General features: G+C 72.3%; 19 protein-coding genes. 12 read left to right on the forward strand and 7 right to left on the reverse strand.

From position 1 onward, the window contains the following. Positions 1-113: 113 nt before the first annotated feature. Both radA and disA read left to right on the forward strand, forming a co-directional pair. On the forward strand, positions 114-1,619 hold the full coding sequence (gene radA, locus FHX73_RS15560) for a DNA repair protein RadA (RefSeq protein ID WP_145905579.1): 1,506 nt from the start codon (positions 114-116) through the stop codon (positions 1,617-1,619). A 164-nt stretch (positions 1,620-1,783) separates the two neighbouring features. Continuing rightward, positions 1,784-2,842, forward strand: a complete 1,059-nt coding sequence (disA, locus tag FHX73_RS15565) for a DNA integrity scanning diadenylate cyclase DisA (RefSeq protein WP_170305069.1) — start codon at positions 1,784-1,786, stop codon at positions 2,840-2,842. Positions 2,843-2,932: 90 nt separating this feature from the next. On the opposite strand, the gene FHX73_RS15570 is transcribed toward disA, so the two are convergent. Beyond that, the gene (locus FHX73_RS15570; RefSeq protein ID WP_145905581.1) at positions 2,933-3,856 is read right to left on the reverse strand and encodes a hypothetical protein; all 924 of its coding nucleotides are present in this window, start codon (positions 3,854-3,856) and stop codon (positions 2,933-2,935) included. A gap of 134 nt (positions 3,857-3,990) precedes the next feature. Here FHX73_RS15570 and FHX73_RS15575 point away from each other — a divergent pair, with 134 nt between their 5' ends. Further along, complete coding sequence (locus FHX73_RS15575; RefSeq protein ID WP_145905582.1) at positions 3,991-4,917, forward strand: HhH-GPD family protein; 927 nt, start codon at positions 3,991-3,993, stop codon at positions 4,915-4,917. Between the two features lie 80 nt (positions 4,918-4,997). On the opposite strand, the gene FHX73_RS15580 is transcribed toward FHX73_RS15575, so the two are convergent. Continuing rightward, positions 4,998-6,581 (reverse strand): MDR family MFS transporter, encoded by a 1,584-nt coding sequence (locus tag FHX73_RS15580; RefSeq protein WP_145905583.1) that lies wholly within the window; start codon positions 6,579-6,581, stop codon positions 4,998-5,000. 173 nt (positions 6,582-6,754) lie between these two features. Here FHX73_RS15580 and FHX73_RS15585 point away from each other — a divergent pair, with 173 nt between their 5' ends. Then, positions 6,755-7,390, forward strand: a complete 636-nt coding sequence (locus FHX73_RS15585) for a TetR/AcrR family transcriptional regulator (RefSeq protein ID WP_145905584.1) — start codon at positions 6,755-6,757, stop codon at positions 7,388-7,390. A gap of 25 nt (positions 7,391-7,415) precedes the next feature. On the opposite strand, the gene FHX73_RS45615 is transcribed toward FHX73_RS15585, so the two are convergent. Further along, the gene (locus tag FHX73_RS45615) at positions 7,416-8,267 is read right to left on the reverse strand and encodes a M23 family metallopeptidase (RefSeq protein ID WP_246213548.1); all 852 of its coding nucleotides are present in this window, start codon (positions 8,265-8,267) and stop codon (positions 7,416-7,418) included. 324 nt (positions 8,268-8,591) lie between these two features. Here FHX73_RS45615 and FHX73_RS15595 point away from each other — a divergent pair, with 324 nt between their 5' ends. The 3 genes from FHX73_RS15595 to FHX73_RS47210 all read left to right on the forward strand — a co-directional run bounded on the left by FHX73_RS15595 (position 8,592) and on the right by FHX73_RS47210 (position 13,797). Further along, entirely contained in the window at positions 8,592-9,773 is a 1,182-nt protein-coding gene (locus tag FHX73_RS15595) for a threonine aldolase family protein (RefSeq protein ID WP_145905585.1), read from the forward strand. 89 nt (positions 9,774-9,862) lie between these two features. Next, positions 9,863-10,189 carry a trypco2 family protein gene (locus FHX73_RS15600; protein ID WP_145905586.1) on the forward strand — a complete coding sequence of 109 codons (327 nt, stop codon included), beginning with the start codon at positions 9,863-9,865 and terminating at the stop codon, positions 10,187-10,189. Then, positions 10,186-13,797 (forward strand): tetratricopeptide repeat protein, encoded by a 3,612-nt coding sequence (locus FHX73_RS47210; RefSeq protein ID WP_145905587.1) that lies wholly within the window; start codon positions 10,186-10,188, stop codon positions 13,795-13,797. The genes FHX73_RS15600 and FHX73_RS47210 overlap by 4 nt, the downstream gene beginning before the upstream one ends. Positions 13,798-13,804: 7 nt before the next feature. Here FHX73_RS47210 and FHX73_RS15610 read toward each other — a convergent pair whose 3' ends face one another. Continuing rightward, the gene (locus FHX73_RS15610; RefSeq protein WP_145905588.1) at positions 13,805-14,212 is read right to left on the reverse strand and encodes a winged helix-turn-helix transcriptional regulator; all 408 of its coding nucleotides are present in this window, start codon (positions 14,210-14,212) and stop codon (positions 13,805-13,807) included. 104 nt (positions 14,213-14,316) lie between these two features. Here FHX73_RS15610 and FHX73_RS15615 point away from each other — a divergent pair, with 104 nt between their 5' ends. The 3 genes from FHX73_RS15615 to FHX73_RS15625 all read left to right on the forward strand — a co-directional run bounded on the left by FHX73_RS15615 (position 14,317) and on the right by FHX73_RS15625 (position 15,977). Beyond that, positions 14,317-15,282 (forward strand): NADP-dependent oxidoreductase, encoded by a 966-nt coding sequence (locus tag FHX73_RS15615; protein ID WP_145908305.1) that lies wholly within the window; start codon positions 14,317-14,319, stop codon positions 15,280-15,282. A 127-nt stretch (positions 15,283-15,409) separates the two neighbouring features. Then, positions 15,410-15,709, forward strand: a complete 300-nt coding sequence (locus tag FHX73_RS15620; protein WP_145905589.1) for a hypothetical protein — start codon at positions 15,410-15,412, stop codon at positions 15,707-15,709. Positions 15,710-15,734: 25 nt separating this feature from the next. After that, positions 15,735-15,977 (forward strand): hypothetical protein, encoded by a 243-nt coding sequence (locus FHX73_RS15625; RefSeq protein WP_145905590.1) that lies wholly within the window; start codon positions 15,735-15,737, stop codon positions 15,975-15,977. 71 nt (positions 15,978-16,048) lie between these two features. On the opposite strand, the gene FHX73_RS15630 is transcribed toward FHX73_RS15625, so the two are convergent. Then, complete coding sequence (locus FHX73_RS15630) at positions 16,049-16,909, reverse strand: NmrA family NAD(P)-binding protein (RefSeq protein ID WP_145905591.1); 861 nt, start codon at positions 16,907-16,909, stop codon at positions 16,049-16,051. A 263-nt stretch (positions 16,910-17,172) separates the two neighbouring features. Between FHX73_RS15630 and FHX73_RS45620 the strand changes: the two genes are divergently transcribed. Next, entirely contained in the window at positions 17,173-18,852 is a 1,680-nt protein-coding gene (locus FHX73_RS45620) for an eCIS core domain-containing protein (protein WP_211786207.1), read from the forward strand. 83 nt (positions 18,853-18,935) lie between these two features. Here FHX73_RS45620 and FHX73_RS15640 read toward each other — a convergent pair whose 3' ends face one another. Further along, positions 18,936-19,844, reverse strand: coding sequence for a hypothetical protein (locus FHX73_RS15640; RefSeq protein ID WP_145905592.1), 909 nt, complete (start codon positions 19,842-19,844; stop codon positions 18,936-18,938). A gap of 123 nt (positions 19,845-19,967) precedes the next feature. After that, positions 19,968-23,681 (reverse strand): HD domain-containing protein, encoded by a 3,714-nt coding sequence (locus tag FHX73_RS15645; RefSeq protein ID WP_145905593.1) that lies wholly within the window; start codon positions 23,679-23,681, stop codon positions 19,968-19,970. A 288-nt stretch (positions 23,682-23,969) separates the two neighbouring features. On the opposite strand from FHX73_RS15645, the gene FHX73_RS15650 reads away from it, so the two are divergent. Beyond that, positions 23,970-25,157 (forward strand): alpha/beta hydrolase family protein, encoded by a 1,188-nt coding sequence (locus tag FHX73_RS15650; RefSeq protein WP_145905594.1) that lies wholly within the window; start codon positions 23,970-23,972, stop codon positions 25,155-25,157. Positions 25,158-25,230: the final 73 nt, after the last annotated feature.

The following is a 25,230-nucleotide window of genomic DNA, read 5'->3' on the forward strand; positions in this document are numbered from 1 at the left end:
TAACAGGACCGCCCTTCCGACGACACCGGGGTGGTACGCGTTGTCGGCACCGGGGCCCGCACGCGTCACCGGGGCCGCACGCGTCGTCGGTCCCACCCGCTACCGTGGCCCGCATGGCAGCCCGCACCTCGAAGACCACCGCCAAGCCCCGCCCGGCCTACCGCTGCACGGAGTGCGGCAACCAGCTGCCCAAGTGGGTCGGCCGCTGCCCGGAGTGCAACGCCTGGGGCACCGTCGAGGAGTACGGCGCGGTGCCGATCCGCACCACCGCGGCCGGCCCGGTGAGCGCCCCGGCCCGCCCGATCGGCCAGGTGGACGGCCAGGTCGCCACCGCCCGCTCGACCGGCGTGCCGGAGCTGGACCGGGTGCTCGGCGGTGGCCTGGTGCCCGGCGCCGTGGTGCTGCTGGCGGGCGAGCCCGGTGTCGGCAAGTCGACCCTGCTGCTCGACGTGGCCGCCAAGGCCGCCACCTCCCAGCACCGCACCCTCTACGTGACCGGCGAGGAGTCGGCCGGCCAGGTGCGGCTGCGGGCGGACCGGATCAACGCCCTCTCCGACCACCTCTACCTGGCCGCCGAGCAGGACTTGGGCGCCGTGCTCGGCCACATCGACCAGGTCTCCCCGGGCCTGCTGATCCTGGACTCGGTGCAGACCATCGCCTCCGCCGAGCTGGACGGCGCGCCCGGCGGCCCGGCCCAGGTGCGCGAGGTGGCGGGCGCGCTGATCCGCGCCTCCAAGGAGCGCGGCATGGCCACCCTGCTGGTCGGCCACGTCACCAAGGACGGGCAGATCGCCGGCCCCCGCCTGCTGGAGCACCTGGTCGACGTGGTGCTGAGCTTCGAGGGCGACCGGCACGCCCGGCTGCGGATCATCCGCGGCGTCAAGAACCGCTACGGCGCCACCGACGAGGTCGGCTGCTTCGAGCTGCACGACGAGGGCATCGAGGGCCTGGCCGACCCGTCCGGCCTCTTCCTGACCCGCCGTGACAAGCCGGTGCCGGGCACCTGCCTGACCGTCACCCTGGAGGGCAAGCGCCCGCTGGTGGCCGAGGTGCAGGCGCTGATGGTGGATTCGCAGATCCCCTCCCCGCGCCGCACCACCTCCGGCCTGGAGTCGCCCCGGATCGCGATGATCCTGGCGGTGGTCGAGCGGCACGGCGGGGTCAAGCTCGGCAAGCAGGACATCTACACCGCCACCGTCGGCGGGGTGAAGCTGACCGAGCCCTCGGCCGACCTGGCGGTGGCGCTCGCGGTGGCCAGCTCCTCCACCGACACGCCGCTGCCCAGCAACCTGGTGGCGATCGGCGAGGTCGGCCTGGCCGGCGAGGTGCGCCGGGTGACGGGGGTGCAGCGCCGGTTGGCCGAGGCGCACCGGCTGGGCTTCACCCACGCCCTGGTGCCGCCGGACCCGGGCAAGGTGCCGGCGGGCATGAAGGTGGTCGAGGTGGCCGACATCGGCGAGGCGCTGCGGGCGATCCCGGGCCGGCGCGGCCGCTCCGCCGCCCGTCCCCGGACGGAGCAGCGCCCGCCCGCCGACGCCCGCCCGGTGCCCGCGCCGCCCGCCCACCCGGACGAGCTGATGGCCGGCTGGGAACCGGTCGATTCGGACGAACTGGTCTGACCGAGGCACCGTCAGCGTGGCCGCACCGTAGACTTTGCCCTGTCCAGTACCAGATCGGACAGAAGCGAACGAGGGACCGGGGCTGAGAGCGGTCCGGACCGGGCCGGAGGAGTCACGTGGCAGCGAGCGACCGGGTGGAGAAGTCCCCCCGCGAGGAGGCGCTGCTGCGCTCCTCGCTGCAGGCCATCGCCCCGGGCACTCCGCTGCGGGACGGACTTGAGCGGGTGCTGCGGGCCAACACCGGCGGTCTGGTGGTGCTCGGCTTCGACAAGACGGTCGAGTCGGTGTGCACCGGCGGGTTCGTGCTGGACGTCGAGTTCACCGCGACCCGGCTGCGCGAGCTGTGCAAGCTGGACGGCGCGGTGGTGCTGGACAAGGACATCACCAAGATCGTCCGGGCCGGCGTGCACCTGATGCCGGACGCGGCGATCCCGACCGACGAGACCGGCACCCGGCACCGCACCGCGGAGCGGGTGAACCGGCAGACCGGCTTCCCGGTGGTCGCGGTCTCGCACTCGATGCGGCTGATCGCGATGTACGTCAACGGCAGCCGCCGGGTGCTGGAGGACTCCACCACCGTGCTCTCCCGGGCCAACCAGGCGCTGGCCACCCTGGAGCGCTACAAGCTGCGCCTGGACGAGGTGGCCGGCACCCTCTCGGCGCTGGAGATCGAGGACCTGGTCACCGTCCGGGACGTCACCGCGGTCGCCCAGCGGCTGGAGATGGTCCGGCTGATCGCGGCCGAGATCGCCGGCTACGTGCTGGAGCTCGGCACCGACGGCCGGCTGCTCTCGCTCCAACTCGACGAGCTGATCGCCGGCGTGGAGCCGGAGCGCGAGCTGGTCGCCCGGGACTACTTCCCGGAGCGGGCCGCCAAGCGCGGCCGCACGGTGGCCGAGGTGCTGGCCGACCTGGAGACGCTCACCCACGCCGAGCTGCTGGACCTGCAGACGGTGGCCAAGACGATCGGCTACTCCGGCTCGCCCGAGTCGCTGGACTCGGCCGTCTCGCCGCGCGGCTACCGGCTGCTGGCGAAGATCCCGCGGCTGCCGAACACCGTGATCGAGCGCCTGGTGGAGCACTTCGGCGGGCTGCAGAAGCTGCTCGCGGCGAGCATCGACGACTTGCAGGCGGTCGAGGGCGTCGGCGAGACCCGGGCCCGCTCGGTCCGCGAGGGGCTCTCCCGGCTGGCCGAGTCCTCGATCCTGGAGCGGTACGTCTGAGGTAACGCTTCCTCAGACATTCGTACGAACGGCTGCGGCCCGTGACCTGACGTCAGGTCACGGGCCGCAGCCGTTCGTCGTGACGCCGGGTCAGCTGTCCAGCCGGGTGGAGGTGCGGGCCGGGACCGGGCCGCCGGCCGGGCCGGCCAGCTCCGCCTGCACCAGGTAGTTGCCGGCCGGTGCGGGCGTGTTGTCGGTCGGGGTGGCGCACTGCGGCTTGCTGTGCGAGCGGTCCCAGACGAAGGTCTCGGTCAGCGCGGTGGCGGGGGAGACCTGCACCCAGCGGCCCTGCTTGTCGGTCACGCAGTCGGCGGAGGACCAGATCCGGTCGCCGGCGGCCGAGTTGACGGTGATCGAGGAGGCGGCCTGGCTGAGGTCGACCCGGCACTGGCTGGTCGAGGCGTTGCGGATCTTCAGCTCGAAGGTCGGCTTCTCCTTCGTGCTGTACGAGTTCTGGGTGCCGGCCAGTTCCAGGGTGAGCTGGGAGGCGGTGCAGATCGGCAGGGCCATCACCTCGGGGGTGTTGACCGGCGGGGCGCCGCCGGAGTCGCCGCCGGTGGCGCCGCCCGTCCCGGTGGCCCCGCTGTCGCCGGAACCGGAACCGGAACCGGAACTGGAGCCGGAACCGCCTGTGCCGGAGCCGCCCGTGGCGCTACCGCCCGTACCGCTGCCGCCCGTCCCGGTGCCGGAGCCGCCCGCACCGCCCGCGCTGCCGCCGTCCGTGCCGCCGCCCGCGGTCCCGCCACTGGTCCCGCCACCGGTGCCGCCGCTGCTGCCACCGGGCCGGCTGGAGATCGCCGGACCGGTCGGGGTGGCGCCGGGCGTGATCGAGCCGGGCGCGCTGGGGCTGTGGGAGGGCGGCACGGCCTGCGCGGTCTTCTTGGCGCCGTCCTGACCGAGCGTCAACCAGCCGATCAGCAGCACCACCACCGCGACGGCGGCGAGCGCGACGAGGCGCCGTCGCCAGTAGATCGAGGCGGGCAGCGGACCGACGGGCTGTCGCAGTGAAGGCACGAGCAAACTCTACGAGAGCCGGGGACCCCTCATGCGCACCAACACCGCTCTCGCGACCCGATCTTTCACATGATCGGGCATTTCCGCCGTCCGAGGGAGCCTCGCGGGCGGACTGTGCGAGGATCGGAGGCGCTATGCCGACCATCTCCGCACCCCCCAGCGCAGCCCCGCGCAGCGGCCCCGGGACCCCCGCGCCGCTGCTGCACACGATCGTCCTCGACTGGTACCGGGAGCACGCCCGGGACCTCCCCTGGCGGGCCGACGGGGCCACCGCGTGGGGTGTGATGGTCAGTGAGTTCATGCTCCAGCAGACCCCGGTGAAGCGGGTGCTGCCCGCCTGGGCCGCCTGGCTGGAGCGCTGGCCCACCCCGGCCGCGCTGGCCGCCGACGCGCCCGGGGAGGCCGTGCGGATGTGGGGCCGGCTCGGCTACCCGCGCCGGGCCCTGCGGCTGCACGGGGCGGCCGCCGCGATCGTCGAGCGGCACGGCGGCGAGGTGCCCGAGGACCACGCCGCGCTGCTGGCCCTGCCCGGCGTCGGCGAGTACACGGCGGCGGCCGTCGCCTCCTTCGCCTTCCGGCAGCGGCACGCGGTGCTGGACACCAACGTCCGCCGGGTCTTCGCCCGGGCGGTGACCGGCGTCGAGTACCCGGCCAACGCCACCACCGCGGCCGAGCGCCGCACCGCCACCGAGCTGCTGCCCGACCACCCGGAGACGGCCGCCGCCTGGGCGGTGGGCGTGATGGAGCTGGGCGCGCTGGTCTGCACCGCCCGTTCGCCGGAGTGCGGCGGCTGCCCGCTGCGCCCGCACTGCGCCTGGCAGCGGGCCGGCTGCCCGCCCTACGACGGTCCGGCGCGGCGCGGCCAGACCTACGAGGGCACCGACCGCCAGGTGCGCGGCAAGCTGCTCGCCGTGCTGCGGGCCAGCCACGGGCCGGTGCCGCGGCAGCGGTTGGACGTGGTCTGGCCGGAGGAGATCCAGCGGGCCCGCGCGCTGGACGGGCTGGTCGCCGACGGGCTGGTGGAGCCGCTGGCCGACGGGTTCTACCGCCTGCCGCAGTAGCCGGTACGACGGACGAGAAAGGGCGAGGCCCCACCCGATCCCTGGGGTGGGGCCTCGCCGGCTTTCGGGGTGCGACCGCGTCAGTGCGCGGCGGCGGCCATGGCGGCGTTGTCGTCCTTCTGGCCGGCGCCGCGCAGCGGCGCGCCCTTCAGGAAGAGCGAGGCGGCGATGGCCACCAGGGCGATCAGTCCGGCCCACAGGAACACCGAGTGGATGCCGTTGGCGACGCCGTGGTGGATGGCGTCCTGCGCCAGCGCCGGCATCTTCTTCAGCGAGGCCGGGGTGAGCTGCTGGTCGCTGGAGGAACCGCGGACCATCCCGTGCGCCTTCAGGGTGTCGGTCATCCGGTTGGTGTAGATCGCGCCGAACAGCGCCACGCCGAACGAACCGCCGATGGTGCGGAACAGGGTGGCGGTGGAGCTGGCCACGCCCATGTCCTTGAGCTCCACGCTGTTCTGCGCGACCAGCATGGTGATCTGCATCAGGAAGCCCATGCCGGCGCCGAGCACCACCATGAAGACGCTGGTGAGGAGCGAGCTGGTGCTGACGCTCAGGGTGGAGAGCAGGAAGGACCCGATGCCCATCACCACGGTGCCGATGATCGGGAAGATCCGGTACTTGCCGGTCTTGGTGACGTACTGACCCACCACCAGCGAGACCACCAGCATGCCGAACATCATCGGCATGAGCAGCAGGCCGGAGTTGGTGGCCGAGGCGCCCTGGACGAGCTGCTGGAACTGCGGCAGGAAGGTGACGCCGCCGAACATCTGGAAACCGACGATGAAGCCGATGATCGAGACGACGGTGAAGTCGCGGTTGCGGAAGAGCGAGAGCGGCAGCATCGGCTCGGCGACCCGCTGCTCGACGTAGCAGAAGCCGATCAGCGAGGCCGCGGCCAGCACGGCCAGGCCGATGATGTGCTTGGAGCCCCAGGCGTACTGGGTGCCGCCCCAGGTGGTGAGCAGCACCAGCGAGGTGATGCCGATGGTCAGCAGCGCGGCGCCGAGGTAGTCGATCCGCGCGGTGGACTTGACCTTCTCCAGGTGCAGGGTGATCGTCACCACGGCGAGCGCGATGATGCCCAGCGGGATGTTGATGTAGAAGATCCAGTGCCAGCTGAAGTGGTCGGTGATGAAGCCGCCGAGCAGCGGGCCGCCGATGGTGGCCAGCGCCATCACGGCCGCGAACAGGCCCTGGTACTTGCCGCGCTCACGCGGGCTGACCAGCGCACCCATGATCGACATGACGCCGACCATCAGACCGCCGGCGCCCAGGCCCTGGAGGGCGCGGAAGGCGATCATCTCGTTCATGTTCTGCGAGAGGCCCGCGAGCGCCGAGCCGATCAGGAACATCACGATCGACGTGATGAACGTGCCCTTGCGGCCGTACAGGTCGCCGAGCTTGCCCCAGATCGGGGTCGCGGCGGCGGTCGCCAGGGTGTAGGAGGTGACCACCCAGGAGAGGTGGTTGGCGCCGCCGAGGTCGCCGACGATGGTCGGCATCGCGGTACCGACGATCAGGTTGTCGAGCATCGCGAGGAGCATGGTGATGACCAGACCGATCATCACCAGCCGGATCTCGCGCGGCGACCGGGCCGGACGACCGTCCGGTCCAAGCGCTGGAGGCGGGGTCTCCGCCTTCGCGTCGACCTGTTGCTGTGCCATGGTGCGTCTCCCGGAAGCGCCTGTGGGCCGCGTCGTACGGCCCCTTCTGAGTGCCTTACTTGCCGACCGGCTAGTTTATGAGTCGATGGCACGGTAAGGTCTGGGTAAGTCGGGAGTCAAGCTGTTTGGCGACTACCCCGGAGTCCGCAGCGAACTAGGCAGGCACAGAGGCCATGAGTACGACGCACAGCCCGCGCAGCGACACCCGCCTGCGGATCATCGCGGTGGCGCTGGAGCTCTTCGCCGAGCAGGGCTACGAGAAGACCTCGCTGCGCGAGATCGCCGACCGGTTGGGCGTCACCAAGGCCGCGCTGTACTACCACTTCAAGACCAAGGACGACATCGTCCACGGCATCGTGCAGAGCATGGCCGCGCCGATCGACGAGGCGATCGCCTGGGGCGAGCGGCAGGAGTGGTCGCCCGAGGTGCGCGACGAGCTGGTCCGCCGGTTCGCCGCGGGCATGGCCGAGCGGGCGCCGCTGCTGCGGTTCTTCCACGAGAACCAGCCCGCGCTGCGCGAGTCGGCCGCCGGCCTGGAGTTCCGGGACCGGATGATCCGGATGATCCGACTGGTGCACGGCCCCGGTGCCCCGTTCGAGGACCGGCTGCGCGCCACCATGGCACTCTTCTCGGTGAACTCCGCGTTCTTCCTGCTCAAGCAGGACCTGGAGGACCGCCCGCTGGCCCCCTGCTCGCCCGGCGAGGAGGGCTCGGAGGCCGCCGAGCGGATGGAGGACGCGATGCGCGGCGCCCTCACCGTCGGCCTGGAGATCGCCACCCGGATCGAGCCGCGCACGGTCGCCCGCTGACTCGGCGTCATCCGGCGCGGGTGCCCTAGAGGTTCGTCACGCCGTGCGAGGCCAGGTAGGCGACCGGGTCGATGACGGCCGCGTACCGGTTCTCGGTGCGGATCTCGAAGTGCAGGTGCGGGCCGGTGGAGTTGCCGGTGGTGCCGGAGGCGCCGATCACCTGACCGCCCGTCACCTGCTGGCCCTCGGCGACCTCCAGCCGGGAGAGGTGGGCGTACTCGGCGAACTTGCCGTCGGCCAGCCGCAGCACCACCTCGTTGCCGTAGGCGCCGTCCCAGCCGGCCGAGACCACGGTGGCGTCGCCGACCGCGTGCAGCGGGGTGCCGGAGTCCACCGCGAAGTCGACGCCGGTGTGGTACCCGGCCGCGTACGAGCGGTTGGGCTCGCCGAACGGGTTGGTGACCGGCGCGCCGGGCGCGGGGGCCGACCAGACCGGGCCGGCCGGCGGGGCGGGGGCCGGCGGTGCGGTCGGCCCGGCCGGCGGCTGCGGCGGGTGCGGGGCCTCGGGTCCGGGAGCGCTCACCCCGGCCAGGTTGGCGGCCACCGCGACGGCCTGCTGGGAGGCGTGCGCCCCTCCGGGCATCCGGTAGGCGCTGGGGGCGCCGAGCTGCACCAGCGCGCCGGTCAGCGCGGCGGTGTGCGCCGCGGTGAAGGCGGAGGCGCCCGGGGTGGTCGGCCGGACCGTCTGGGCCGCGGCGCTGCCCGGCACGGCCGCCAGGACGGTGCCGAGCAGCACCGCGCCGGCCGCCGCGGAGGTGGCCGCCACCCGCCGGTGCGGGCCGCGGAAGACGGCGTAGGGGTCCCTCGGCGGGCGGGGCCGGGCGTGCCGGCCGGGTCTGCCGTCGATCAGGTAGCGGAGCACTGGACCAGGACGCATGCCGAGCTCGACCTCACAGCGGTTCGGGCCAGGCGCTGTCGGCAGCGCACTGGAGGGGGGACCACTCAGGTGTAACCGTCGGTGAGCAAGTCGCGAAATCCGATCAACTACTACGGCGTGTAGTGAGAGCCGTGCGCCAAGTTCAAACGATCGGCCCAATCGACGGGTTGTCGGACCGGCCGGGCACTACTACCCGCCCTCGTACCGCCCTCACGCGCTGTGACCATCACCACCAGCGCCCCGCACCGGAGCCCGCACCGGGGCCGCGTCACAGCCCGCGTCGCGACCGTTCCCGCCACCGCCCGCCGGGCGGACCATCGGGGGATGACCGACGACACGAACGTCACCGCGGAGCCCTACCAGGGCCCCGACGATCGCCGCTTCGCCCTCTGGCGGGCCGCCGACCGGATCCTCTCCGGTCCCCGACCGGTCACCCTGCACGAGCGCCTGGCCGAGCTGGGCGCCGACGCCCGCGCCACCGTCGACCCGGCCGAGCGCCCCGACTTCTACGGCGACGGCGTGGTGGCCGCCTTCGAGCGGCAGGTCGCCGAACTGCTCGGCAAGCCCGCCGCCGCCTTCTTCCCCACCGGCACCATGGCCCAGCAGATCGCCCTGCGCTGCTGGGCCGAGCGCGGCGGCAGCCCGCTGGTGGCCGGCCACCCGCTGACCCACCTGGAGACCCACGAGCGCCGCGCCTACCGCCGGCTCACCGGCCTGGACACCGTCTTCCCCACCACCGCGCCCCGGCTGCCCACCGCCGCCGAACTGCGCGCCCTGGAGGAGCCCTACGGCGTGCTGCTGGTCGAGCTCCCGCTGCGCGCCGCCGGCTTCCTGCTGCCCGACTGGCCGGACCTGGTCGAGCTGACCGCCACCGCCCGGGCCGCCGGCGCCGCCGTGCACCTGGACGGCGCCCGGCTCTGGGAGGCCGCCGCCCACTACGGCCGGCCGCCCGCCGAGCTGGCCGAGCTCGGCGACTCGGTCTACGTCTCGTTCTACAAGGCGCTCGGCGCGCTCAGCGGCGCCGCCCTGGCCGGCCCCGCCGAGCTGATCGCCGAGGCCCGCGCCTGGCGCCACCGCTACGGCGGCCAGCTCTACCAGCAGTGGCCCGCCGCGCTCTCCGCCCGCGCCTCGCTCGGCCGCGAACTGCCCCGGCTGCCCGGCTACCTGGCCCACGCCCGGACCGTCGCCGAGGGCCTGCGCCGGGCCGTCGCCGACCTGCCCGGCGCCCGGATCCACCCCGACCCGCCGCACACCCACCAGTTCCAGCTCTGGCTGCCCTACCCGCCCGACCGGCTCACCGAGGCCGGCCTGCGGCACTGCCGGGACAGCGGCGACGGGCTGTTCGGCAGCTGGTGGGCGAGCCCCGTGCCAGGCCTGTCGATGACCGAGGTCACCGTGCTCGGCCCGGCGCTCGGGTGGAGCGCCGAGGACGTCACCAGCTCGGTCCACGCCCTCCTGCACCACCTGCACCACCGGGCCACCGACCCTGCGGCAGGGCCCGCTTGACGGTTCGCCCGGACATCGTCAACTCTGGTGATCGACCGTCGTACCGCCGGATTCCGGCCAGCTGACGAACCGTCACCGAGGGGGCACGGGTGAGCGAGCAGTATCCGGAGATCGAACTCGCCGAAGCCGTCGAGGCGGTCCGCCGCCAGCTCGCGGCGGCCGCCGAACGGGCCGCCGGGGAGCGCCTGCAGTTCGAAGTCGGCACCGTCGAGCTGGAGTTCTCGGTCGAACTGCGCCGGGAGGGGAAGCTCGACGGCAAGGTGCGGGCCTGGGTGGTGGAGGCCGGCGGCGAGGGCAGCACCGGCCGCACCCGGGCGCACCGGGTGACCGTCACGCTCACCCCGCTCGACCTGGCGACTGGCGCGAACGTGCTGGTCGGCAACCAGGACCTGGGCAGCCGTGAGGGCTTCCATTGAGCCTGACGGCCCAGCGGATCGCGGCGGTGCGGGCGGCCGGCCAGGGCAGCGGGGTGCTGCTCACCGGCCGGCTGGTCCTGACCGCCGCCCACCTGCTCCCGCCCGAGGCCGAGCCGGCCCCGGCCACCGTGATCGAGGCGGCCGTCCCGGGCGGGCGCGGCTGGCTGCGCTGCACCCCGCTGTGGCGCTCGGCCGCCGCCGACGCCGCCCTGCTGCTGGCCGTCGGCGACCTGGTCCGGCCCGAACTCGCGGCCGGCTTCGAGGAACTGCGCTGGGGCCGGGTCGACGAGCTGGAGCCGGTCCCGCTCTGCCACGCGATCGGCTACCCCGCCGCCGGCCGGGAGGACGGCGGGGTGCTGCGCAGCCACCAGCTGGTCGGCACCCTGGCCCCCGCCAGCGGCCTGGGCACCGGCCGCCACGTGCTCGCCACCCAGCACCAGCCGCCCGGCCCGGTCACCGGCGCCGAGTCCCCCTGGTCGGGCATGTCCGGCGCCCCCGTGGTCTTCAACAACCTGCTGCTGGGCCTGGCCACCGCCGACCTCGCCCCCGGCGTCTGGCACCACTCCCAGCTCGGCCTGGTCCCGCTCGCCCCGCTGCTCGACGACCCCGCCTTCGCCGCCCAGCTGGCCCGCCGGCTGCCCGGCCCGGTGCGGCTCAGCGGCGTCTCGGCCCGCGAGCGCCAGGACGCCGAGTTCGAGGAGGAGTACGCCCGCACCATCCGCCGCGAGCACGGCCGGCTGAAGATCTTCGGCCTGCCGCAGTCGCTGCGCTGGGACCTGGGCACCGCCTACCTCAGCCTGCAGGCCATCCGGGTCACCGAGCGCCGGCGCGGCACCGAGCCGGGCGCCGGCGGCAGCGGCGAGGTGCTGATCGACCGCACCGGCCGCCGCGGCCGGGTGGAGAGCCTGCTCAAGGACCGCCGCCGGGTGCTGCTGCGCGGCCAGGCCGGCTCCGGCAAGACCACCCTGCTGCAGTGGCTGGCCGTCAACGCCGTCTCCGGCAACCTGGTCGGCGAACTCGCCGAGCTGAACTACCGGGTGCCGTTCCTGCTGCGGCTGCGCACCATGTTCCAGCTGCGCAACCTCCAGCCGCTGCCCTCCGAGTTCCTCGCGATGGACCGCAGCCCCGTCACCGACGCCCAACCCGCCGGCTGGGCCGACCGGTTGTTCGACGCCGGCCGGGCCATCCTGCTGGTCGACGGACTCGACGAGATCCCCCAGGAGAGCCGCGACGAGGCCGGCGAGTGGCTGGCCGACCTGCTGGAGCGCTACCCCAACTGCTTCACCCTGGTCACCGTGCGCCCCACCGGCGTGCCCGCCGACTGGCTGCACCGCCAGCGGTTCGAGGAGCTGATGCTCTGTCCGATGGACGAGTGGGACCGCAACCGCTTCGTGGAGCGCTGGCACCAGGCCGCGCTGGCCGCCGAACGCGCCGCCGCCGACGACCCCACGCCCGCCGAACTCGCCGCCCTGGACAGCCGGTTCCGCGAGATGACGGAGGCGCTGCGGCGGGCCCTCAAGCTCTCCCCGGAACTCGACCTGATCACCGACAGCCCGCTGCTGTGCGCGATGATCTGCGCCCTGCACCGGGAGTGGGAGGGCGGCCTGCCGGAACGCAAGATGGAGGTCTACGAGTCCGCCCTGGACATGCTGCTGCTGCGCCGCGACAAGCAGCGCCGGATCGCCGCCCTCCCCGAGGGCCGCCAGCTCGGCCGCGAGGAGCAACTCGCCCTGCTCCAGCGGATGGCCGCCTGGCTGGTGCTCAACGGCCAGCACGAGGGCGGCCACGAGGACGCGCTGCGCCAGATCGCCCAGGTGCTGCCCAGCCTGCCCGCCGCCCACGGCGAACTCGACGCCGAGCGGGTGCTGCGCCACCTGGTCGAGCGCACCGGCCTGCTCAGCGAGACCAGCGTGGCCACCTTCGAGTTCGTCCACCGCACCTTCCAGGACTACCTGGCCGCCCGGGAGTTCATGGAGGACCGGGACTTCGGCCTGCTCGCCGAGCGGTCCAGCGACGAGCAGTGGGCGGACGTGGTGCGGATGGCCGTCGGCCACTGCTCGCACCGCGACCGGGCGGTGCTGCTGCGCCGGCTGCTGGCCGCCGCCACGGCCTGCCAGGACGCCCGCCGGGCCCGCTGGATCCGGCTGATCGCCGCCGGCTGCCTGCCCTACGCCTCGGTGCTCGACGAGGCCGTGCGCGGCGAGGTGCTGGAGCAGCTGCGCCCGCTGCTGGCGATGTTCCCCAACGAGGCCGGCGCCGACTACGAGCCGCGCGAGTGGCAGGCGCTGTACGCCGTCGGCGAGGACCTGCTGCCGCTGCTCACCCCCGACACCGAGCTGCCGCTCTGGCTGGTCTGTCGGCTGCTGGAACGGATCGGCGGCCCCGAGGCGGTCGGCCGGCTGGCCGCGGTGAACGCCCGGATCGCCGCCGAGCAGGGCGGGCAGCCGGAACTGACGTCACGTCAGGTGCTGGCCCGGGCCTACCAGGAGGCCGGCGACCTGGAGCAGGAGATCCCCGCCCTGGAACAGCTGGTCGAGGTGTCCGAGCAGGTGATGGGCCACGGCCACCCCGACACCTTCGCCGCCCGGCTCCGGCTCGCCGACGCCTACCTGGAGAACGGCGGGCTGCCCACCGCGCTGCGCCGCTACGAGCAACTGCTGGCCGACGCCGAGGCGCAGGCCGCCGCCGCCGACCTGCTGGTGATCCGCAGCCGGCTCGGCGCCGCCTACCTGGAGGCCGGCGCGGTCGGCCGGGCCCTGCCGCTGTTCGAACTGCTCGCCACCGAGGCCGAGGCGCTCAAGGGCCTGGAGAGCCCAGAGGCGCTGGCCGCCCGGGGCCGCCTCGCCGCCGCCCAGCGCGACGCCGGCGACCTGGCCGGCGCGCTCACCGCCTTCGAGTGGCTGCTGGTGGACGCCGAGCGCGCCCTCGGCGAGGACCACCCCGACACCCTGGTGATCCGCACCGACGCCGCCGCCGCGCAGGCCGAGGCCGGCGACCTGGCCCGGGCCATCCCCGCCCTGGAACAGATCCAGAGCGACGCCGCCCGGGCGCTCGGCGAGCACTACCCGACCACCCTGACCGCCGCGCTGCGCCTGGGCCTGGCCCTGCTGGAGGCCGGCGACCTCTACCGGGCGGTGCCGATCCTGGAGGCCGTGGACCGGGCCCGCACCCGGGTCTTCGGCGAGGACCACCCGGCCACCTTCACCGCCCGCCGCCACCTCGCCGTCGCCCAACTCGACCAGGGCGACCACGAGTCGGGCCTGGCCCTGCTGGAGACCACGCTGGAGCGGGCCCACCGGGTGCTCGGCGAGCGCCACCCCGAGCCGCTCTCGCTGCGCTTCGAACTCGGCGTCGCCCAGCGCCGGATCGGCGAGCCGCACGGCGCCGCCGAGCTGCTCGACCGGGTGCTCGGCGACCGCTGGGTGGCGCTCGGCGAGCACCACCCCGACACCCTGCGCACCCGCCACCAGCTCGCCAAGGCCTACTGGGCCGCCGACGACCCGTACCGGGCGGCGGCGATCGCGCTGCGCACCCTCGCCCTGTGCGAGACCCACCTGAGCCCCGACCACCCGCTGACCGTCGCGGTGCGGGCCAGCCTGGACCGCTGACGGTCCGTCAGACGGCGTTCGTGTCGCCGTCGTATCGGTCGCGGGCCGCCAGCACCTCGGGCATGTTCCGCTCCGCCCAGTCGACCACCGCACCCAGCAGCGGCAGCAGGCCGGCGCCCAGCGGAGTGAGCGCGTACTCCACCTGGACCGGCACGGCGGGCGTCACGGAGCGGGTGAGCAGGCCGTCCCGCTCCAGCGCGCGCAGCGTCTGGGTGAGCATCTTCTGGCTGATCCCGGCCAGCCGGCGGGACAGCTCGCCGTACCGCAACGGCCCGTCCGCGAGCGCGTTCACCAGCAAGCTGACCCACTTGTCGCCGATCCGCTCCAGCAACTGCCGGGCCGGGCAGTCGGCCAGGTAGGCGTCGTACTCCGTCTTCGCGGCCGCGCGCCGCTGCGCCGCCGTGCTGGTGGCCATCGGATGCTCCCCCCGCAGTGCGGTACGCACCTCCTGGTGCGTCCTTACCGGCCGAGCCTAGCCCGCCCTAGCGTGGCAGGCAGCTGAGGAAAGGGGTGAGCGCGATGCGCGCGGTGGTGGTGCACGAGTTCGGCGGGCCGCAGGTGCTGGAGGTGGTCGACCTGCCGGAACCGGTGCCCGGCCCGGGGCAGTTGGCGATCCGCGTGGCGGCCGCAGCCGTCAACCCGGTGGACGCGGTCACCAGGGACGGCACGCTGGCCGGGCTCGGCCTGCTGCCCGCGCCCGCACCGGGCACGCCGGTCGGGATCGGCTGGGACGTCGCGGGCGAGGTGCTCGCGCTCGGCCCGGGCACGGCCGGCTTCGCGGTCGGGCAGCGGGTGCTCGCGCTGCGGGACCGGCTGGACCTGCCGCTCGGGAGTTATGCCGATCACCTGGTGCTGGACGCCTCGGCGGTCGCACCGCTTCCCGACGGCCTGCCCTTCGCCGAGGCCGCGACCCTGCCGCTGAACGGCCTGACGGCGGATCAGGCGCTCGACCTGCTCGACCTGCCGCCCGGCGCCACCCTGCTGGTCACCGGGGCGGCGGGCGCGGTCGGCGGCTTCGCGGTGGAACTCGCCGCCCGGCAGCGCGGCCTGACGGTGCTGGCCCAGGCCGCGCCCGCCGACCACGCCGCACTGCGCGCGATGGGCGCCGCCTTCGTGGTGGACCGCGCCGCGCCCGACCTCGCGGAAGCCGTCCGCGCCCTGGTCCCGGGCGGTGTCGACGGAGCCCTGGACACCGCCCTGCTCGGCATCCGCGCGCTCGGCGCGGTGCGCAACCGGGGCGCCTTCGTCTCGGTGGCCGGCGGCCCACCCCCCGGCCTGCGCGGGATCACCGTCCACACGGTGTGGATAGCCGCCGACGGCGCGGCCCTGACCCGCCTGGCCGGCCTCGCGGCGGCGGGCGAGCTGACCCTTCGGGTCGCCGACGTCCTGCCGCTCGACCAGGCCGCGACGGCCCACCAGCGGCTCGCCGCGGGCGGCTTGCGGGGGCGCTTGGTGCTCGTCCCGGCTCCGGCGGCGGCCCGCTGAGCGCGAGAACCCCCGCCTCCCTGAACGACTCCGCTCCCGCGAGCCCGGGCTCGCGCCGGGAGCGCTTCGAACGACCGGCAAGCGGCCCGGCACCCGATACGGTGGGAGGGACGACCAGGAGGACCGGATGAGCGTCCAGCCCAGCCACCACACAACCGGGCACCCGCGGGTGCCCCGAAACCCGGACGGCATTGCCGCAGCCCTGCGGGGCGGCCGCCGGATGGAGTTCTACCGCGAGCTCGGCCAGGCGCCCATCGACCAGGTCGAGCAGATCCTGAACCGCTGGTGGTGCGAGGCCGAACTCGACGCCGACCCGGACCAGGACCGCATCATCGCCGCGGCGCGCAGCGGCACCCTGCCGACGGTCACCATGGCCGACATGATGCGGCTGCGCCGTGAGCGAGGCGGGGAACTGCCCGGTGAGTGAGTACGACGCGGACGACCTCTGACCGGTGGAGCCGTCCGAAGCCGTTCAGGACGTCCTGGCTGACCCCAAGCTGTCCGTCGAACTCTTCTCGGCGATCGTCGCGCTCACCGTCGCGATCGCCGAGGACCCGTGGTTGCCGGCGAGCAGCGCACGCGACAGCGTCGGTGACTGGCGGCGGCTCCCGATCTCTCATGGACGTGGCCTGGTCGAGTACGTCATCGATGCAGAGCACCACGTGGTCCGGCTGACCCGGATCATCCCCCTCTGAGCGCACCGCCCCGCTCGCGCCAAGGGCTGCCCGCCGAGCGCCGTGGTGCGCTCGACGGGCAGCCCGGGGCCTCAGGCGCGGAACGCGTCCGCGTGGTCGGCCGCGAACTGGGCGAAGGAGCGGGCCGGGTGGCCGGTCAGCTTCTCGACGTCGGAGCTGACGGCGGCCGCGGTGCCGGCGGCGTAGAGGGCGTAGAGCTCGATGATGCCCTCGGCGCGCCACTGGCCGAGGCCCGCGCCCAGCATGCCCGCGAGGGCGGCCTGCGGGTCGGCGTCGGTGTAGGCCACCTCGCGGCCGGCCACGGCGCCCAGCTGCTCGGCGATCTCGGCGTGGGTCAGGCCGGCCGGGCCGGTCAGCGTGTAGACGGCGCCCTCGTGGCCCTCGGTGGCGAGCACGGCGACGGCGGCCTCCGCCACGTCGCGCACGTCCACCCAGGAGACCGGGGCCTGCCCGGCCGGAGCCGTCAGGTTGCCCTGCTTGACGGCAGCGGCCGTGCCCAGGAAGTTCTGGTAGAAGCCGTTCGGGGCGATCACGGTCCACGGCAGGCCACTGGCCTGCAGGTGCGCGTGCGCGGCCACGTGCGCGCTCAGGAACCGGATGCCCTCGGGCTTGTACTCCACGCCCGCCGCCGCGTGCAGCACGATCCGCGGCCGGCGCCCGCTGCGCACCGCCGCGTCGATCACGTTGAGCTCGTGCTGCTCCATCTCCGGGTGCACGGCGACCAGCAGGTAGATCACGTCGGCGTCCGCCAGCGCGGCGTCCAGCGACGCCGGGTCGGCGAAGTCGGCGGCGACGGCCTGCACGCCCTCGTCCCACTCGGCCGGCCGCGCGGCCGGGTCGCGCAGCAGCGCCCGCACGCTCTCGCCGCGCTCCCGCAGTCCGACGACGACCTTCGACCCGACGGTGCCGGTGGCACCGGTGACAACGATCATTGTGGCTCCCCTGTCTGATGATCAGTCACCCGGACTATCTCAGGCAGCCGTTCGGTGATCAAGGTCGACCCTGTACCAGGCCCCTGACCTGCGCGATGCCGCGACGGTTCCGCTCCAGGGCCTCCGGTGAACGAACAAGGCTGGTAGGCCACTTGGAGGCCGTCGGAGTGAGCCGGCTGCCCTTTCTTCTGCCCTGGCGAACCTTCTGGAGCCGTTGCGGCGCCGGTATATGTGTGGTCTGCCAAGTCGGAGGAGGACTCGCCATGCGCGCACAGGATCCGCACCCCAGTACCGAACGGCCGCCCGCCCCACTGCCCATCCACAACTCTAGTGCGGTGGAACAGAGTCCCGCGCCCCCGTCGGCACTGTCCCCCTCGGTGTTATCCCCCTCGGCGCTGCTCGGCCTGCAGCGCACCGCCGGTAACGCCGCTGTCGTCCAGCTGCTCCGACGGGCCGGACACCTCGGTACGCAGGCCCAGCAGGAGCACCAGCACGGTGACGGCTGCGGCCACCGGCAGACCGGCGAGGCTCCTGTGCAGCGCTCCGCAGTTCACGAGGTGCTGAACTCGGGAGGTCGGCCCCTGGACGAGGTCACCCGCACCGACATGGAGGGCCGCTTGGGAGCGGATTTCTCCGACGTCCGCATCCATGACGGCATCACCGCCCAACGCTCCGCCGCCGAGATCGGCGCGCGCGCCTACACCTCGGGTAACCACGTCGTCATCGGCGCCGGCGGCGCCGATAAGCACACCCTCGCCCACGAGCTGACCCACGTCATCCAACAGCGGCAAGGCCCGGTCGCCGGCACTGACAACGGCGCCGGCCTGCGAGTCTCCGACCCCGGCGACCGGTATGAGCGCGCGGCCGAGGAAAACGCCAACCGGGCCATGGCAACTAGCCCCGGAATCGCGCAGAGCCTGCAACGCCACGCGGACCCCGCCCCCGCGCAGGCGCCTGCCCCGTCCGTGCAACGTGCCTACAACTATGAGAACCCCGAGGACCCCCAGAACCTCCTGACCGTTGAACACTGGGAACGGGAAGCAGGGGTGACGGGTACAAAGGGGAGGAAGGCCGAAGTCCTCACGAAGGCCCAGAACAGAGTCGACAGCAGCGGAACCTCTGGTGGCGGCAAGGGCAGTAGTAGTAAGGGCAGTAGTAGTAAGGCCAAGAATAAGGCGAGCGGAAGCAAGGCCAGCAGTAGTAAGGGCAGCAGTAGCAGTAGCCAGCCCGAGGAACAAGAGCGCACGATCGGGACCATCATCACGGATATCGGCCCTGGGCTCTTGGCAGAGCTGGCGACGAAGCCCGCGAGTGCCGAACAGTTGAAGCTGTACCGGGCGATGAGCCCCTTGGAGGCGAGCAGCATCCTCAGCTACTGGGGCACGAAGCGGCAGGGCGACACCCACGAGTTCGTGAAATCGCGTAGCGGCTCGGCTTCGGACTTCAGGAAGAGGGGTCATGTCGGCATGACCATCGGCAAGCACCTCGGTGACATCGGTCAGGCTGAGGAATATCACGGCAGGCAGGCGGCGGGTTATGAGGTCCTGCTTGAGTTCGAGTTGAAGCCGGGTGCGCACGAGGAACTGTTCAAGCCGAAGCACATGGCCCTCGGGCCCTCCTACAAGACCGAGTTGATTCGGGAGGCGCACGCCAGGAGTGCCGGTGACGGTGAAACCCCTGAGGAGTTCAAGGAAGCAACGGTCAACGAGGGCCTGCGGCAGGGGTACATCGGAGTCAAGGCGGAGGACACCGAGCCCTTCAGCATCTCCCTCGCGCAGGGCGGTACGCCAGCTGCCAGGCAGGTCGGCGCGAGCCAGTTGCTGTTCGAACTGCTCATCCAGCGCATCACGGTGAAGGGCATCAAGGGAGAAGGAATTCCCGACCATCGTGACGTTGCTGTGGGGCATGCAGTCGATGCCTACCGGGAACAGTCGGACGAGTGATCAACAGCTGCGGCAGACCCGAATGGCGGTCGCCAACGATCAAGATGGCTAGCTGATCTGATGATCAGTCACTAGCCTCAAGGTCAGCCCTGCAGCAGGCCCCTGACCTGCGCGATGCCGCGACGGTTCCGCTCCAGGGCCGCCTCGTCCAGCCGGGGCCGGGCCGCCGCGCACGCCTTGCACTCGCCGGGCCCGAGGTCGGTGCGGATCGGCGCCTCGCAGGTCGGGCACGCCCGCAGCGGCAGCGGCGGGGGAGGGCCCACGGGTTCGCGCTGCTGCGGGAACGGCGGCGCCGGAGGCATCTTCCGCTCCAGCCGACGACGGACGAACGCGGCCGGCGCGTGGATCGGGTCCGCGGGCAGCCCGTCCGTGAGCGCGTGCGCCAGCCGCGCCTCGCTCCGGTCCCGGCTCAGCCAGTCGACCACCAGCGGTGCCAGGTTGACGATCTCGTGCAACCCGAGCGCCAGCCGCGCGCACGGCGAGAGCGCATTGGCGAGCGCACGGCACGCGGCGGCGAGCGGGGAGTCGGGGTCAGGCTCGGGAGCGGGCGGGTGGTTGTTCTGCTCACCGTTGTTCTGTTTCTTGGGAGAACTGCCGAACGCCCGACGGGCCCGCACCCCGAGTGTCGGCTTCCGGTCACTCGGCTCCGTGGCGGTGACGCCTGCCGCTGCCCACGCCTCGGCGACCTCCGCAGCAGTGGTGAGCGGCACGCTGCTCACCAGGATCCGGGTGCTCCAGGTGCCCTTGGTGGGGTCCTGCTCGCGTCGGACGTGCAGGAATCCCTCTTCCCGCAGCTGGGCGCGGGCGTTGGAGACGGCCTGCCGCCCCTCGGGCATCCTCGCGCCGATGGTGAGGATGGTCTCCCGGCTGCCGGGGGGTAGCGAGAGCGCCCAGAGCAGCAGGGCCTTCGCCGTACCACGAAGACGCGGATGGCGGACGATTTCATGAGATGCGCGGACGTAGCGGTCGGGCGCGATAAGGTGGATCTGCATGGGAGTTGGTAGCTCCTGGTGCCATTGCCCCGGGGTGGTCTGAACACCGCCGGGGCGCTTTCATGTCCTGGTCTAATGACGCGGACGCTAGCACCGGTTGAGTGCTGACTAACCATCAGATGATCAGTTGTCACCCGAACGAGTGGCCATGGGTACCCGGGCGAGGGCGGCGAGGATCGTCTCGCGGACGTCGGGGACGGGGACGCCCATGTCGCGGAGCCAGGAGGCGATTTGGAGAATGGGGGCTCCGATGGCGCGGTGGGCATTGAGAAGTGTGGCGAGGGTGACGTTGCCCGAGGCGAGCCGGACGAGCTCTTGCGCCGTTGCGAGCGGAAGCCCCAGGGGGAGCGTCTGATGAGAGGTTGTGACCCCGTAGGAATTGATCAGAAGGGCGATTTCTTCCGGGGGCATGGGCAGCTGTGCCGAGGCGGCGACGACACGCGCGAATGGGAGTGGCGTCCCCAGTACCACGTCCTCCCAGGACACCGGACCTTCCGTCGAGAGGAGGGAGTCGTCGATTGTGCTGGGGGATGCAGGAAGTCGGAGCGGTGCCTTGATCCCGTATTCCATTAGTCGATCAACTGTGTCCTGAAGGGAAGAGTAGAACTCCTCCGCCGCGAAAAACACGTTCTCGTAGGTGACCGACATGCTGGGTGGCTCGTCGTCCAGGATGCGAAATAGATAGAGATCGGCTACGTCTGCATCTTCCGGAAGTGGAGAAACGTGGAATCCAAAACTCGACAGGGTCTCAGCTGCGCGCGATGGAGTCCAGTCAAGGCTGTCTGCTGCGGCAAGTACCTGACTCGGTGAGACGGGTTTTGACGGATCGAGCCACGGGGCCATTCCGAAGCCGCCGTCGCTCAATAGGAGGACGGTTTCTCGGGATGGTTCCTCTGGAATCGCTCCCTGGGTGACCTGAAGTCCGCAGGCTGCGAGTGTCAAAGCAATGGCTGAGGTCGGGGTGCTCGTATGGAGGCTGATATCAGCGAGTGCGCCGGGTGGAACCTCGCCACCGGGTGTCAGCCAGCTCCAGTTGCTCGAATTATTGCGGAGGAGTGAATTTCCCTCGATGGATCCTGCCAGCGATAGAGTCTCTGCGGGGATTTCGAGGCCGAGGCTACGTAGGAGGTCGCCGGTCATGGCGATATTCAATCGGAGTGCTGCGGCTGCTTCCAGGAGCTGACTGGTGGATACCTCGCGTCCCGGTTTCCAGATGAGCGGCGAGAGCAGCCTCAGGCGCATGAGATGGTCTACTTGGGAAACTGTACGAGCGGTGGCCTCGCGGATCCGGCTGGTGAGCGCGTAAATATCCCGACTTTGATCGCTTGATCTCTCTGGGAAGAGTGCGACATCGGAGGGTAGGGCCGGAAGGCCTGTTCGGTATTCGGAAAGAATTGGGTAGGCCTCGCTGAGCGCATCGAGATATGAGATAGGGCGATGGGCGATGAGCCTCCAGAGCAGCAGGCTGTCTGGCCATTCTGGTGCGACGAGGTGGTTTCTTGTGTGCGTGGGATGCAGAATTGAAGGATCAAGAGGAAGGCATCCGGTGATCGAGGTGCGGAATTCTGTGCCATCGATCATCAGGGGGCGACCGGCCCGGGAGGCTGCCGCTGCCACCATGTCGGCTACTTCTGTGCTCTCTCTGGCCAGCGCACAGATCCATTCGAACGTGGGGATGAGCCTTCCGTTTTCGATCAGCGAGTCGACTCCTGCCGCAAGGAGGGCTCCTACCTGGTCGGCATTGTCGTCAAGGACTTCGCGTCGATCCACTGTCATGCTCGTGGGCGATAGTTCGCCGTAGAGATTGACAACCGCCCCCTGTAGGCCCTGGGTTAGCGTGGAGAGGACCCCTCGCTCTGACGATGACTCTACGAAGATGCCATCTACCAGCAGGGCCCCGCCGGTCTCGCACCAGATCACTTGTGCCCCGGCCGGGGCGTCGCTCCAACTGACGAACTCTCCAGCAGCGTTGTAACCGTGCTTCTGACTATGGGACGGTGGTCGGCTGCGGAGTTGCCCCGCCTCCCACTCCACCTCCCGCTCCCCGTCCCGCGCCACCGTCCCGAACTCCGCGATCCCCAGCAGCCGCTCCAGCACCGCGACCGCCGACCAGTCCTCCGGCAGCTCACGCAGGTACAACCGCACCGCAGTCCCCGGCTCCTGCCCCCGCCTCGCCTTCTCCACGATCCGGAACAGGTGCCCCGGCCCGAAGATCGACACCTCCAACTCCGGCCCCAGCTGCCCTTTCGCGTCCATCCGGCAGGTCCGCACCCGGATCTCGTCCGCGAGCATGAAGTAGCTCAACACCCCGATCCCGAAACGGCTGTTGGGATACAGCACCACCGGCGGCTCGACCTCCCGCCACTGCGCCTGCTCCAGCTTGAAGTCCAGCTGCTCGGCGAACCGCGCCCCCGCGTTGGAGAACACCCCGCGCAGCTCGGCCTCGCCCATCCCGACGCCGTTGTCCCGGCACTCCAGGTACGGGCGGCCGTCCTCCACACCCTGCTCGAACTCGATCTTCCCCTCGTACCGGTACGACGCCATCGCCGAGGACCGGTCCAGGTACTCGGTCCGCGCCAGCCGGTACCGGCAAGCATCGAGCGCGTTCTGGTACAGCTCACGCACCGCCAAGTCCCGGTCCTTGTACAGCTGAGTGCCCATCAGCAGCCCGCGCACCCGGCGCTCGTCGAGCCGGAACCGCGCACCCCGGGCGAACGTGCCCTCCGCCGGTGCCGTCTCGTCGGACGAGAGCCGCACGGGCAGCGCAGGCAGCTCACCGCCCCACTCCCGGTGCACGGCGTGCAGCAACTCATCTGCCCGCGCCACGTACTCCCGCAGACCCTCCACCACCGCCTCGTGCCGGCACTCGGCCCGCAGCACCGGCAGCTCCCGGGTGCCGCCCCACACCGCCCGCTCCAGGGTGTCCCGCAGCTGTGCCAGCTCCACCGCGTGCGGGATGCCCAGGTGCTCCGCCACGATGTCCGGCAGTGCGGTGCTCTCGATCGACACCCCGTAGGCGAGCGCCAGCAGCAGGCTGAGCCACCGGTCCCGCACCCGCTGCCCGCGACCGCCGGGCCCAGCAACGCGGTCCTCCGCCTTCAGGCCGCCGAGGAACTCCCGGTTCCCCACGTCCGGTCCGCGCCGGATCCCGTGCAGCAGGGCGCACACGCGACCCACGGCGAAGGTCTCCGCGAGCGCGCCGGCCCCGGCCTCCGCCAGCAACTCCCTTACAGCGTGCGGCTCCGCGAGGTCCTGGTGCTGCGTCAGCCAGCGGTGGAACAGCCACCACCCGATCCCGTCCTCCGCCTCGGGCCGCAGCTCGGCGCGGTGCGTCAGCAGGTCGTACGTCTCCGCGAACCGTTCGTACGATGCCCGCGCCTCCCCGCCACCGCCCTCCCGCACCTCGGCGAACTCGGCGGCCAGCCGCAGTGTCCGCACCCGGTACAGCAGCGGCGCGACCACCAGCAGCGCGGCCTCCGCCGCCGACAGTCCCAGCGCCTCCCCGCCGAGCAGCCACTCGACGTTGCGCAGGAACCGCACCACCACCCCCGGGTCCTGCCACGGGTCCCCGGCCAGCCGCTCGCCCGCCTCGTCCCGCAGCTTCGCCAACTCCCGTGCGACGGCAACCGCCCCGGCGCGGTACGTCTGCGCGTCAGCCGCGTCGGCGACGTGCTGCCACACGGCGGACCCGTGGACCAGCCGCGCCCACTCGTCGCCCTCGACTGGTTCCGCCGCCGGCCGGTCCTGATAGAAGTTCACCGCCCCGACGAACCCGGCCTGGACGACGTTGCGAGCGCTGCCGCCGCTCATCGAGTTGGTGACGTTCTCCTGCACCACCGGCCGCCCTCCCCGCACCCAGATGGGAGGAAAGCGTACGCGGCCAGCGCTGCGGCAGGGGTGTAGACCCGCAACTCCTGAGCCACGAACCTTCCGCACGGCCGACGTTGGCGAGCCCCCGAGCCCCCGAGCCCCGAGCCCCCGAGCTGCGCGATCGCCGCACACCCCCGAGGCCCGCACCGCCCACCTCTCCGGGCTCGCCCAGGGCTGCCCTCCGGGCTCGGCTCGGGTCCGGCTCCGCCGCGGTGACGACGTGGGGCGGGGTGCTCGCTTCCTACCGTCGTCGGTATGACTCGCATCCGTCGCACCGCCGTAGCCGCCGCCCTCGCGTTGGTCCTGCCGCTGCCGATCACCGCAGCGGGCACGGCCTTCGCCGCCGCCGGACAGGCCCCCGCCACCACTGCCTCGACCCCGACCCGCCAGGGCGTTCAGCTGGAGCTCCCCCGCCCGACCGGCCCGCACGCGGTCGGCGTCAGCATGCTGCACCTGGTCGACCAGGACCGCCCGGACCCGTGGGTGCCGAGTGCGGGACCGCGGCAGCTGATGGTGTCGATGTACTACCCGGCCCGGCCGGGCACGGGCCGGGCCGCTCCCTACATGACCATCGAGGAGGCTCGGCTCTTCCTGGACATGGAGGGGATCGGCAGCGCGGTCCCGGCGCAGGTGCTCGCCGACACCCGCACCTACGCGTCCACCGACGCCCGCCCGGAGCACGGCAGGTACCCGCTGGTGGTGCTCTCGCCCGGCTTCGAACTGCCGCGCCAGACGCTCACCGGCCTCGCGGTGGACCTGGCCAGCCGCGGCTACGTCGTCGCGCTCGTCGACCACACGTACGAGGACTCCGGCACGACCTTCCCCGATGGGCAGACGCTCGGCTGCGCGCTGTGCGACCTGGCCAGCGTGACGGACGCCGAGAACGTGCAGAGCCGGACCGAGGACCTCTCGTTCGTGCTGGACCAGCTGACCAGCCGCCATTCACCCTGGCAGTACGCACAGTTGATCAACGGCAAGCGGATCGGAATGGCCGGGCACTCGCTCGGCGGCAACGCCGTCACCGCGACCATGGCGGCCGACCGGCGGGTGCGGGCCGGCGCCGACCTGGACGGCAGGTTCTTCGTACCGGTGCCGACCGCCGGTCTCGACGGCCGGCCGGTGCTGCTGCTCGGCAATCCGGCGAACCACGCGGTGGGCGGCGACGAGTCGAGCTGGGCGACGGACTGGCCGTCCCTCGACGGCTGGAAGCGCTGGCTGACTGTCACCGGCTCCAACCACGTCAGCTTCACCGACGTGCCCGTGCTCGCCCATGAGGCGGGCATCCCGGGCGTGGACGGCTCGATCCCGGCGGTGCGCGCCGAGCAGCTGACCCGCGACTACGTCGCGGCCTTCTTCGACGAGCAGCTGAAGGGCATCCCGCAGCCGCTGCTGGATGGTCCGTCGCCGGCCGACCCGGAGGTCGTCTTCCAGCAGCGGCCCTGACACCGCAGCGCCCGCACCCGTGCCCTCGCCCTGCGGCGCATAGCGTTCACTGGCAGCCCATTGCAATAGATGA

Source organism: Kitasatospora viridis, from assembly GCF_007829815.1.
Taxonomy (GTDB): domain Bacteria; phylum Actinomycetota; class Actinomycetes; order Streptomycetales; family Streptomycetaceae; genus Kitasatospora; species Kitasatospora viridis.